This window comes from Streptomyces sp. NPDC005141 (assembly GCF_053599975.1).
The window spans coordinates 229,428-240,962 of record NZ_JBSFYW010000005.1 but is presented as its reverse complement, the minus strand read 5'-3'; the positions used below and the strand labels follow the sequence as shown (position 1 = coordinate 240,962).

The following is an 11,535-nucleotide window of genomic DNA, read 5'->3' as shown; positions in this document are numbered from 1 at the left end:
GACGATCTCCGCTGCCACTTTGTTTTACCCCTTAAGTCTTTATTGTTTGAGGGTGACCACTCCTGGTTGAGGGGTGGGCGGGCACCGCGCAGGGCGTCCGGCCGGACCCTCGCCCCCGCGGGGACCAGAAGACCGACTCCGCCTCGTCCATCCGTCCCCCTCGGGGACTAGAAGACCGACTCCGCCTCGTCCATCCGGTCCTTCGGCACCGTCTTCAGCTCGGTGGTCGCGTCCGCGAGCGGCACCATCTCGATGTCCGTGCCGCGCAGCGCGGTCATCCTGCCGAAGTCGCCGCGGTGCGCGGCCTCGACGGCGTGCCAGCCGAAGCGGGTGGCGAGGACGCGGTCGTACGCGGTCGGCGTGCCGCCGCGCTGGACGTGGCCGAGGATGACCGGCTTGGCCTCCTTGCCGAGGCGTCGCTCCAGCTCGTACGCGAGGGCGGTGCCGATGCCCTGGAAGCGCTCGTGGCCGAACTGGTCGATCGCGCCGTGGCCGTAGTCCATGGTGCCCTCGGCGGGGTGGGCGCCCTCGGCGACGCAGATGACGGCGAACCGCTTGCCGCGCGCGAAGCGCTCCTCGACCATCGCGACGAGGTCGGACGGGTCGAAGGGCCGCTCGGGCAGGCAGATGCCGTGGGCGCCGGCCGCCATGCCGGACTCAAGGGCGATCCAGCCGGCGTGCCGGCCCATGACCTCGACGACCATCACACGCTGGTGCGACTCGGCCGTCGTCTTCAGACGGTCCATGGCTTCCGCGGCGACGCCGACGGCGGTGTCGAAGCCGAAGGTGCGGTCCGTCGCGGAGATGTCGTTGTCGATCGTCTTCGGCACGCCGACCACGGGCAGGCCCGCGTCCGACAGCATCCGCGCCGCCGTGAGCGTGCCCTCGCCACCGATCGGGATCAGCACGTCGATGCCGAACTCGCGGGCCATGTCCTGAGCGTTGTCGCAGGCCTCGCGGAGCCGGTCGCGCTGCAACCGGGAGGAGCCGAGGATGGTGCCGCCGCGGGCGAGGATGCCGCTGACCGCGTTGAGGTCGAGGCTGCGGTAGTGGCCGTCGAGGAGCCCGGCGTAGCCGTCCTCGAAGCCGATGACCTCGTCCCCGAAGTTGGTGACCGCTCGGTGCACGACCGACCGGATCACTGCGTTCAGGCCAGGGCAGTCGCCGCCTGCGGTGAGAACTCCGATGCGCATCGTGCTGTGTCTCCTGCTCCCTGCTGATTCGTGTGAGCCGGTTCGATTGTTTCATGGCCCGAGGTGCCCCGCCGATTCCCTCCGCCGGGCGTCCGCCGGGCGGGCCGGAACGCCGGTCCCGCCCGACCAGGACGTTTGCCCTGGCGGGCGTCCTAGCCAGCGCCGGAGGTATTGTCAAGAGGGTTCTGCTCACGTTGGTGGGCCCTTTTCCGAGCCCAGAAAACCGCCTGGCGACGAGACGGATGGAGAGCACGCGTGACGCGCAGCGTGTACGTGACCGGGATCGACCGAGGTGACGGCCGCCAGGTCGTCGAGCTGGGGGTCATGGAGCTGCTGACCCGCCAGGTCGACCGGGTGGGGGTGTTCCGTCCGCTCGTGCACGACGGTCCGGACCGGCTCTTCGAGCTGCTGCGGGCCCGCTACCGGCTCGCGCAGGACCCGGCGACGGTGTACGGCATGGACTACCACGAGGCGTCCGCGCTCCAGGCCGAGCAGGGCACCGACGAGCTGGTTTCCACGCTCGTCGACCGGTTCCACCTGGTCGCCCGCGACTACGACGTCGTCCTCGTCCTCGGCACCGACTTCTCCGCCACCCAGGTCCCCGACGAGCTGGCGCTCAACGCCCGCCTGGCGAACGAGTTCGCCGCGTCCGTGATCCCGGTCGTCGGCGGCCGGGGCCAGACCGCCGAGTCGGTGCGCGCCGAGACGCGCAACGCCTACCGCGCGTACGACGGGCTGGGGTGCGACGTCCTCGCGATGGTGGTGAACCGGGTGGCCCCGGAGGACCGGACGGAGATCCTGGAACGGCTCGACTCCCGTCTTCCGGTGCCCTGTTACGTCCTTCCGGACGAGCCCGCGCTCTCCGCTCCCACCGTCGCGCAGATCACCCACGCGCTCGGCGGCAAGGTTCTCCTCGGCGACGACGCGGGGCTCGCCCGCGACGCGCTCGACTTCGTCTTCGGCGGCGCGATGCTGCCGAACTTCCTGCAGGCGCTGACCCCGGGATGTCTCGTGGTCACCCCGGGGGACCGCGCCGACCTGGTGATCGGCACGCTCGCCGCGCACAGCGCCGGCACCCCGCCCATAGCCGGCATCGTGCTCACCCTGGACGAGCGGCCCAGCAGCGAGATCCTGACGCTGGCGGCCCGCCTCGCGCCCGGCACCCCGGTCGTCTCGGTGGCCGGGAACTCCTTCCCCACCGCGACCGCGCTGTTCGCCCTGGAGGGCAAACTGAACGCGGCCACGCCCCGCAAGGCGGAGACCGCGCTCGGCCTCTTCGAGCGGTACGTGGACACCACCGACCTGCTCAAGCGGGTCTCCGCGCCCAGCAGCGACCGGCTCACCCCGATGATGTTCGAGCACAAGCTGCTGGAGCAGGCCCGCTCCGACAGGCGCCGCGTCGTGCTGCCCGAGGGCACCGAGGAGCGCGTCCTGCACGCCGCCGAGGTGCTGCTGCGCCGGGGTGTCTGCGATCTGACCCTGCTCGGCCCGGTCGACCAGATCCGCAAGAAGGCCGCCGACCTGGGCATCGACATCAGCGCCACCCAGATCGTCGACCCGCAGACCTCCCCGCTGCGGGACTCCTTCGCCGAGAAGTACGCCCAGCTGCGCGCCCACAAGGGAGTCACGGTCGAGCTGGCCTACGACGTCGTCGCGGACGTCAACTACTTCGGGACGCTCATGGTCCAGGAGGGCCTCGCCGACGGCATGGTGTCGGGGGCCGTGCACTCGACGGCCGCGACCATCCGGCCCGCGTTCGAGATCATCAAGACCCGGCCGGATTCGAAGATCGTCTCGTCCGTCTTCTTCATGTGCCTGGCCGACAAGGTCCTGGTCTACGGCGACTGCGCGGTGAATCCCGACCCGAACGCCGAGCAGCTCTGCGACATCGCCATCCAGTCGGCCGCCACCGCGGAGCAGTTCGGCGTGGAGCCGCGGATCGCGATGCTGTCGTACTCCACGGGCACCTCGGGTTCGGGCGCCGACGTCGACAAGGTGCGCGAGGCGACCGAGCTGGTGCGGCTGCGCCGCGGTGACCTGAGTATCGAGGGGCCGATCCAGTACGACGCCGCCGTCGAGCCGTCGGTCGCGGCGACCAAGCTGCCGGAGTCGGAGGTCGCCGGGCAGGCGTCCGTGCTGATCTTCCCCGACCTCAACACCGGCAACAACACCTACAAGGCCGTGCAGCGCTCGGCCGGCGCGATCGCCGTCGGCCCGGTGCTCCAGGGTCTGCGCAAGCCCGTCAACGACCTGTCCCGCGGCGCGCTCGTCCAGGACATCGTCAACACGGTCGCCATCACGGCGATCCAGTCCCAGACCCCCGACCAGAAGGCTTCCCAGCAGTGAGCGCCCACCCGTCCCCCTCCGCCGCCGTGTCCGAGGAGCCCGCCTCCCCGTCGGCCGCGCGGGTCCTCGTCCTCAACTCCGGCTCGTCGTCGGTGAAGTACCAGCTGCTCGACATGCGTGACGGCGCGCGGCTCGCCGTCGGCCTGGTGGAGCGCATCGGTGAGGGAACCTCCCTGCTGCGGCACACCACGCCGGCGACAGGTGAGACCCGCGAGAGGGCCGACACGTTCGCCGACCACGACGCCGCCCTGAAGGCGATGGCGGAGGAGCTGGCGGTGGACGGACTCGGCCTGGACTCCCCCGAACTGGCCGCGATCGGCCACCGGGTGGTGCACGGCGGACGGACCTTCACCGAACCGACGGTCATCGACGAGACGGTCCTCGCGGAGATCGAGCGACTGATCCCGGTGGCTCCGCTGCACAACCCGGCGAACCTCACCGGCATCCGCACCGCGATGATGCTGCGCCCCGACCTCCCCCAGGTGGCGATCTTCGACACCGCGTTCCACACGACGATGCCGGAGTCGGCCGCGCGCTACGCGATCGACGTGGCGACCGCCGACGAGCACCGCATCCGCCGGTACGGCTTCCACGGCACCTCGCACGCCTATGTCTCCCGCGCGACCGCCGAGCTCCTCGGCAAGGCGCCCGAGGAGGTCAACGTCATCGTCCTGCACCTGGGCAACGGGGCCTCGGCGTCGGCGGTCAGGGGCGGGCGGTGCGTGGACACCTCGATGGGGCTCACGCCCCTGGAGGGGCTGGTGATGGGCACGCGCTCCGGCGACGTGGATCCGGCCGTCATCTTCCATCTGGAGCGCGTCGGCAAGATGTCCACGGACGAGATCGACACTCTGCTCAACAAGAAGAGCGGTCTGATCGGTCTGTGCGGCGACAACGACATGCGGGAGATCCGCCGCCGTGTCGACGAGGGCGACGAGCGGGCCCGGCTCGCCTTCGACATCTACATCCACCGCCTGAAGAAGTACATCGGCGCCTACTACGCGGTCCTCGGCCGGGTGGACGCCGTCGCCTTCACCGCCGGGGTGGGCGAGAACGCCGCCCCGGTGCGCGAGGCCGCGATCGCGGGCCTGGAGGAACTGGGGCTCGCGGTCGACGGCGACCTGAACGCCGTGCGCGGCGGTGAGCCCCGGCTCATCTCACCGCCGTACGCGCGGGTCGCGGTCGCCGTGGTGCCGACGGACGAGGAACTGGAGATCGCCACACAGACGTATGCGCTGGTCGGAAAGGGCACTGCCTGAGCGGGCCGGAGAGCCACGCCTGAGCGGCCGCCCGCCCATTTGTATCTTCCACCAGACGGAATATTCCGTAGCGAAACAAACCGATAGGATCGCCCCATGCGCCGTTCGAAAATCGTCTGTACTCTCGGCCCCGCGGTCGACTCCCACGAGAAGCTGGTCGCCCTGATCCAGGCCGGCATGAATGTGGCTCGCTTCAATTTCAGCCACGGTTCCCACGCCGAGCACCAGGGCCGCTACGACCGTGTCCGGGCCGCCTCGGCCGAGACCGGTGTCGCCATCGGTGTGCTCGCCGACCTGCAGGGCCCGAAGATCCGCCTGGAGACCTTCGCCGAAGGCCCCGTCGAGCTGGAGCGTGGCGACGAGTTCGTCATCACGGCCGAGGACGTGCCGGGTGACAAGCACATCTGCGGCACGACCTACAAGGGTCTGCCCGGCGACGTCTCCAAGGGCGACCAGATCCTCATCAACGACGGCAACGTCGAGCTGCGCGTCGTCGAGATCGACGGCCCCCGGGTCAAGACGGTCGTCATCGAGGGCGGCGTGATCTCCGACCACAAGGGCATCAACCTGCCCGGCGCGGCCGTCAACGTGCCGGCGCTGTCGGAGAAGGACGTCGAGGACCTGCGCTTCGCCCTGCGGATGGGCTGCGACATGGTGGCGCTGTCCTTCGTGCGCGACGCCAACGACGTGAACGACGTCCACAAGGTGATGGACGAGGAGGGCCGCCGCGTCCCCGTCATCGCCAAGGTGGAGAAGCCGCAGGCGGTCGACAACATGGAGGGCGTCGTCGCGGCGTTCGACGCCGTCATGGTGGCCCGTGGCGACCTCGCCGTCGAGTACCCGCTGGAGCGGGTCCCGATGGTGCAGAAGCGCCTCGTGGAACTGTGCCGCCGCAACGCCAAGCCGGTGATCGTCGCGACCCAGATGATGGAGTCGATGATCACCAACTCCCGCCCGACGCGCGCCGAGGCCTCCGACGTGGCCAACGCGATCCTGGACGGCGCGGACGCGGTCATGCTGTCGGCCGAGTCCAGCGTGGGCGCGTACCCGATCGAGACCGTGAAGACGATGTCGAAGATCGTCGTCGCGGCCGAGGAGGAACTCCTCTCCAAGGGCCTGCAGCCGCTGGTCCCGGGCAAGAAGCCGCGCACGCAGGGCGGTTCGGTCGCCCGCGCCGCATGCGAGATCGCCGACTTCCTCGGCGGCAAGGGTCTGGTGGCCTTCACCAAGTCCGGTGACACCGCCCGCCGGCTCTCCCGCTACCGCGCCTCGCAGCCGATCCTGGCCTTCACCACGGACGAGGGCACCCGCAACCAGCTGACGCTGAGCTGGGGCGTCGAGTCGCACGTCGTGCCGTTCGTGAACAGCACCGACGAGATGGTCGAACTGGTCGACCACGAGCTGCAGAAGCTCAAGCGGTTCAACGAGGGCGACGTCGTCGTGATGACCGCCGGTTCGCCCCCCGGCGTCCCCGGCACCACCAACATGGTCCGGGTGCACCACCTGGGCGAGGCCGGCCAGGCCTGATCCCGGCCCGCTGTACGCCGCTGAGGGCGCCCCCTGCGAACAGGGGGCGCCCTCAGCGTTTGTGCGGCTCCCGGACGGGCTCTGGACGACTCAGCCGGTCGTGTACTGGTGCAGTCCGGGGACGGTCAGGGTGCCGCCGAACTGACCGGCCTGAACGACCTTCACCTTGGTGAAGTAGATCAGCGGGATGTTGAGCGGCGGAGGGTTGTCCGGGTCGAACGTGATCGGGATGAGCCCGAGCAGGTTCCCGGAGATGCTCTCCGTGTACATGATCGTCTTGCCGTCACGGATGGTGGACGTCGAGCCCTTGGCGGCCTGCACGTGGTAGGTCTTGCCGGCCTGCTTGTCGTCCACCGTCTGGTGCAGGTCCCCGATGTCGGTGCCGTCGGATATGACGTACTTGAGGACCTTCTTGACGCTGCCGTTGGCCGTCCTCACCTTGACGATGCCCTGGTAGTCGGCGCCCTTGAGGAGCAGGGAGCTGGCGTTGAGGTACCAGGGGTCGTCGGGCAGGGTGACCGGGTTGTCGACGCCGCCCTCGTCGTCGGTGGCGACCGGGCAGTCCGAGGCGTCCGTGGTGGCACTCGCGGAGGGGCTGGGCGTGGCGGTGACCGCGTCCTCAGCCTTCTTCACCGTCTCGGTGGTGTCCGAGGCCGCCTTCGAGGCCGCGTCGGTGGTGTCCTTGACGGTCTTCTCGACGGTGTCGACGGCCTTGTCGGTCGTGTCCTTGACGGTGTCCGAGGCGTTCTTGCCGTCGGACGCGGTCGTGTCCTCGCTCGCGCTCGCCGAGGCGGACGGCGTGGGTGTGGAGCTCGCCGTCTCGTCGGGCGTGAGGATGTCCTTGATGGCGTCGCCGACGCCCAGCGGGTCGAGCGGGTTCTTGCTGCTCTCCGACGCCGAGGGGGTCGGTGTGGCCGCGCTCTCCGCCGCCTTGTCCGACGTGCTCGCGGAGGAGGACGACGCGGAGGGGGTGGGCTCGGCCTCGTCGTCGGAACCTGAATCCGACGAAGAGTCCTTGCCCGGCTCCGTGGAGCCCGACGACGCGGAGGGGGTCGGTGTGGCCTCGTCGGACGACTCGCTCGCGCTCGCCGAGGGGGAGGGCGACGCCGTGTCCGACGCGTCCTTGCCGTCCTCGGAGCCGGTCACGGCCTCGACGCACGCCTGGTACTCGTCGGCCGTGAGACTCCTGGACGTGGAGTGGTCCTCGGCCTGGGCGAGCGTCGGGGTGAGGCCCATTCCCATGAGCACCGCCGTCGGCATCGCCGCTATGGCTATCACCTTGCCGGCGGGCATCTGGAACCTGGTGAACAGCGGCTTCCTGGGGGCCGCGTGTCGCGGCCCGGTTCTCACACGGGACTCGTCCACATCAGTCCCGTGGATCACCTCGTCAGCCGGCACTGTGCCTCCCGTTCGCCCCGTTGCTCGGGCTCGTTCCTGACAGATCGTTCGGGTCGCCCACAGCGTCCGCCGGCTTGCCGAACTCGACGGGCTCGGCCGCCGGGTCGTCCGGCTCGTCTTCCTTGGCGAGGGACTCCGGCGCGGTGAGCTCCTCAGCGGGCTCGCCCGGAACCCAGGAGACCGCCATGGCTCCGCCGATCAAGGCGAACAGGAAGCCGATGAGGAAGCCGCCCAGGTTGGACACCGGGAGGGACACCAGAGCGAGGAGGATCGCCGCGACACCCGCGAACGTCCGTACGTGCTTCTGGAACCAGAGGCTGATCCCGAGGACGATGAGAAGTACGCCGATGATCAGGGAACCGGCGCCGGCGGTGGTGGACATCGCCAGCGTCAGGTGGCCGAGCTGAAGGTTCGCGTACGGGAAGTAGGCGATCGGAAAACCGCCGAACACGATGAACAGACCGGCCCAGAACGGGCGGTCGCTCCTCCAGTTGCGGAAGTTCCGCCGGAACACCTGAAGGTAGTGCTCATCGTTCTGGCCGGGCGCGGCAGGAGTCTCGGCGCTCATGGAAACAGCTCCCTGGAACGGCTTTGCTGTGAGAAGTACGTCTTGAGTGCTCCGCGTACGACGTGCGGAGCGGGGCGGGCGAAGCGGCCTCAGCCTCCTCGCCCGCCCCAGGGGTGCTTAGTAGCACTCCTTGACGCCGGCCTTGACCGACATCTTCAGACCGCTGAGCTTGAACGTGCCGGCGGTGGTCGCCCACGCCGTCTGCTTCACGTCGGTCAGCGTGGCCGACTCGGCCTGCTGGGCGAACCCGTACGGGTTGGCCTGCTCGCCGCCACCCTTCATGCCCGGACCCTTGGTCGAGTCCTTGGCGGCGACACCGATGTCGATGCCACGGAACGTCGCGTTGGCCTCGAGGTCCTCGACGTCGATGTACAGGTTGTCGGCCTCGACCGGCGTACCGTTGCCGCCGGCCTTCAGCACGAGGCTGACGGAACCGAAGAACGGGACGTCCGGGGTGACGACCGACTGACACATGTTGGTGATCTTGGCGTTCTTGAACGCCGAGACCGCGACGGGGTGAGCCGTCTTCTCACCCTTGAGGGTGTAACCGGTGTCGATCGCCCCGTACTGGGAGAAGCCAGTACCGTCGAGCTTGTCCGCCGACACCTTGAACGACTGACCCGAGACGCTGAACGACGCGGCCAGAGCGCCCTGCGCGAGGGCGACACCTATCGCTGCCGTGGCGGCCACGCTGGGCACCATTACGACCGCGAACCGCTTCCATCTGGTTCCGCCACGCACCTGGGACTCCATATTTCCTCCTTCTCGGACGTACATCTCCTGACCCTGACTGCCACGTTTCGGCGGCTCAGCCGGGCAGGGATGGGAGAAGTGCTACGTCCTCGGGAAGGAGAGCGCCCGTACCCAAAAGTGCGATTGCACCTGAATCACCGGCGATCACCCCCGAGCGACAACCACTGGTCGCGCCTGACACACATCACGCACAACCTGCTGGACAGGCTCTGCCGGACGGCAAAGACCCCCCTGCCCAAGAACCGACCGCACTGCCGTCGGTCCTACTCGGTGGGGACCCAGAAAGTCCGCCGACCCGATTGGCTGTCGGGGTGCGGTAATGGACCGAGCGTCGCCGATCGTGGTGCATTCTCGCCGCGCGCACAAGGGGGTTCGTTACTGGCTAGTAACGGCGGGATAACCGAACAACGACCCGTCGGTATCGGGTGGCGACGCAGGGTGGTGCCACCCGGGGTGACACAACGGTTTATTGATGGACGGAACCAGACAGTTCAACGCCCTCGACTTACTACGAGTAACAGCGGCCGCGTTTACCAAGTTTTGGTAAAGCGCGGCCACTTGCCCCTCTGTCGGCCAATCTTTCACCTGGGCATCACAGGCCCTGGCGTTTAAGGACTGGTCAGAACAGGGCCCTGGCCAGCGCCCGGCGCGCCGCGATCACGCGCGGGTCGTCGGCCCCGACCACCTCGAAAAGCTCCAACAGCCGGAGCCGTACGGCGTCCCGGTCGTCGCCCACCGTGCGCCGCACGGTGTCGATGAGCCGCCCGAAGGCGTCCTCGACATGGCCTCCGACCAGGTCCAGGTCGGCTCCCGCGATCTGCGCCCGCACGTCGCCGGGCTTCTCGGCGGCGTCCTTGCGCACCTGCTGCGGATCGAGGCCCTGCACTCGCTGGAGCAACTCGGCCTGGGCAAGACCCAGTTTGGCCTCGGTGTTGCCCGGATCGTCACTGAGCACGTTCTTGTACGCCTGGACGGCACCGCCGAAGTCGCCCGCGTCCAGCGCCTGTACGGCGGCCTCCAGCAGCGCGTCGTACGGTCCGGCCGGCATCTCGGGCTCGGGGGTCCCGCCCGGCTCGGTCTCCGCGTCGACCGTCAGCCCGGTCAGGCCGAAGCGCTGCTCGGCGACCTGGACGAGCTGGTCGAGGGTCTCGCGGATCTGCGCCTCGGCGGCGGCCCCCTGGAAGAGCGGCAGGGCCTGACCGGCCACCACCGCGAAAACGGCCGGAATCCCCTGGACCCCGAACTGCTGCATCAGCATCTGATTGGCGTCGACGTCGATCTTGGCGAGCAAGAAGCGCCCGTTGTACTCGACGGCCAGTCGCTCCAGGACCGGGCTCAGCTGCTTGCAGGGCTCGCACCACTCGGCCCAGAAGTCGATGACGACCGGCACCTCGGTGGAGCGCTGCAGGACATCCTGCTCGAATCCCGCCTCGTCGACGTCGATGACAAGGCTCGCGGGAGTCACGGCCCCGCCTCCGCCGCCCTGCCTGGCCGAGTCGGCGCGCGCCTGCTCCGCCTTCGACTTGGCCTCCTGGGCCGCCTTCACCGCGGCGAGGTCGACGACTCCGCTCATGGACATGTTCCGTGGCTGCATGAGTACATCCTCCCCCTTCCTCGCGCACGTGTGAAAAGCGTTGTGAAAGCCAAGCCCTGTCAGGCCTGTTCGGCGCCGGGTCCCCACCTGGCGCCTGTGCGGTTGTCGCCGCGGTCGAGCTTTCGCTACGAGTCGTAGCGTAACTGGACGGAGACCTGCCCGTGTGCCGTCTTCCGGTGATCTCCCTCACGGCTTCACAGAACCGCCGGATATCGACGGTGAAGAGGCCAGATATGGTCACTGACATGCAATGTCGCTCCTCGGCCGCCCGCACGGGCCGCCCCCGCAGCGCCGCCGCGGACGCCGCGATCCTGGAGGCGACACGCGCCGCGCTGGTCGAACTGGGCTGGTCCAAGCTGACGTTGGGGTACGTGGCAACCCTCGCCGGGGTGGCCAAAACGACCCTCTACCGCCGCTGGGCGGGCAAGAACGAGCTCGTCGTCGACGCGGTGGCCGTCCTCTTCGACGAGCTGGAACTCCCCGACCGGGGCAGTCTGGCCGCCGACATCGAGGGTGTGGTGCTCCAGTTCGCGGCGATCCTGGACCGCCCGGAGGCGAAGACGGCGCTGATGGCCGTGGTGGCGGAGTCCACCCGCGACGAACCGCTGCGCGAACGCATCCGCACATCCATCGTCGACCGCCAGAAGCGCCTGGTCATGGAGGGCCGTGCCCGCGCCCAGGCCCGGGGCGAACTCCCTCCGGAGGCCGACCCTGCCGCCGCCGCCCGCACCGCCGACCTGATCTTCGACGTGGTCGCCGGAGCCGTCGTCCATCGCACCCTGGTCAGCGCGGAACCCGCGGACGAGGAGTGGGTGCGCTCGTTCACCCGGATCCTGCTCTTCGGCCTGACCGGAGCGACCGCCGAGGGCTGAACGAAGCCACGGCCGGGAGCCGGCC

At 69.3% G+C, this 11,535-nt stretch carries 9 protein-coding genes; 4 read left to right on the top strand and 5 right to left on the bottom strand.

Annotation, left to right across the window (positions count from 1 at the left end):
• Window positions 1–167 precede the first annotated feature (167 nt).
• Window positions 168–1,193: an ATP-dependent 6-phosphofructokinase gene (locus ACWD68_RS06525; protein ID WP_451805343.1), complete on the bottom strand. Its 1,026-nt coding sequence runs from the start codon at window positions 1,191–1,193 to the stop codon at window positions 168–170.
• A 255-nt stretch (window positions 1,194–1,448) separates the two neighbouring features.
• Between ACWD68_RS06525 and pta the strand changes: the two genes are divergently transcribed.
• The 3 genes from pta to pyk all read left to right on the top strand — a co-directional run bounded on the left by pta (window position 1,449) and on the right by pyk (window position 6,325).
• Window positions 1,449–3,539 carry a phosphate acetyltransferase gene (gene pta / locus ACWD68_RS06520; RefSeq protein WP_451805342.1) on the top strand — a complete coding sequence of 697 codons (2,091 nt, stop codon included), beginning with the start codon at window positions 1,449–1,451 and terminating at the stop codon, window positions 3,537–3,539.
• A complete protein-coding gene (locus tag ACWD68_RS06515; RefSeq protein WP_451805341.1) occupies window positions 3,536–4,798 on the top strand; it encodes an acetate kinase in 1,263 nt (420 codons plus the stop codon). The genes pta and ACWD68_RS06515 overlap by 4 nt, the downstream gene beginning before the upstream one ends.
• A gap of 96 nt (window positions 4,799–4,894) precedes the next feature.
• Window positions 4,895–6,325, top strand: coding sequence for a pyruvate kinase (gene pyk / locus ACWD68_RS06510; RefSeq protein ID WP_451805340.1), 1,431 nt, complete (start codon window positions 4,895–4,897; stop codon window positions 6,323–6,325).
• A gap of 90 nt (window positions 6,326–6,415) precedes the next feature.
• On the opposite strand, the gene ACWD68_RS06505 is transcribed toward pyk, so the two are convergent.
• The 4 genes from ACWD68_RS06505 to ACWD68_RS06490 form a co-directional block, all read right to left on the bottom strand.
• Window positions 6,416–7,723: a hypothetical protein gene (locus tag ACWD68_RS06505; RefSeq protein ID WP_451805339.1), complete on the bottom strand. Its 1,308-nt coding sequence runs from the start codon at window positions 7,721–7,723 to the stop codon at window positions 6,416–6,418.
• A complete protein-coding gene (locus ACWD68_RS06500) occupies window positions 7,713–8,291 on the bottom strand; it encodes a DUF6114 domain-containing protein (RefSeq protein ID WP_451805338.1) in 579 nt (192 codons plus the stop codon). Before ACWD68_RS06500 ends, ACWD68_RS06505 begins: the two co-directional genes overlap by 11 nt.
• A 117-nt stretch (window positions 8,292–8,408) precedes the next feature.
• Window positions 8,409–9,044, bottom strand: coding sequence for a DUF6230 family protein (locus ACWD68_RS06495; RefSeq protein WP_385707551.1), 636 nt, complete (start codon window positions 9,042–9,044; stop codon window positions 8,409–8,411).
• 619 nt (window positions 9,045–9,663) lie between these two features.
• Window positions 9,664–10,638 (bottom strand): tetratricopeptide repeat protein, encoded by a 975-nt coding sequence (locus tag ACWD68_RS06490; protein WP_451805337.1) that lies wholly within the window; start codon window positions 10,636–10,638, stop codon window positions 9,664–9,666.
• A gap of 245 nt (window positions 10,639–10,883) precedes the next feature.
• Here ACWD68_RS06490 and ACWD68_RS06485 point away from each other — a divergent pair, with 245 nt between their 5' ends.
• Window positions 10,884–11,510, top strand: coding sequence for a TetR/AcrR family transcriptional regulator (locus tag ACWD68_RS06485; protein ID WP_451805336.1), 627 nt, complete (start codon window positions 10,884–10,886; stop codon window positions 11,508–11,510).
• Window positions 11,511–11,535 lie beyond the last annotated feature (25 nt).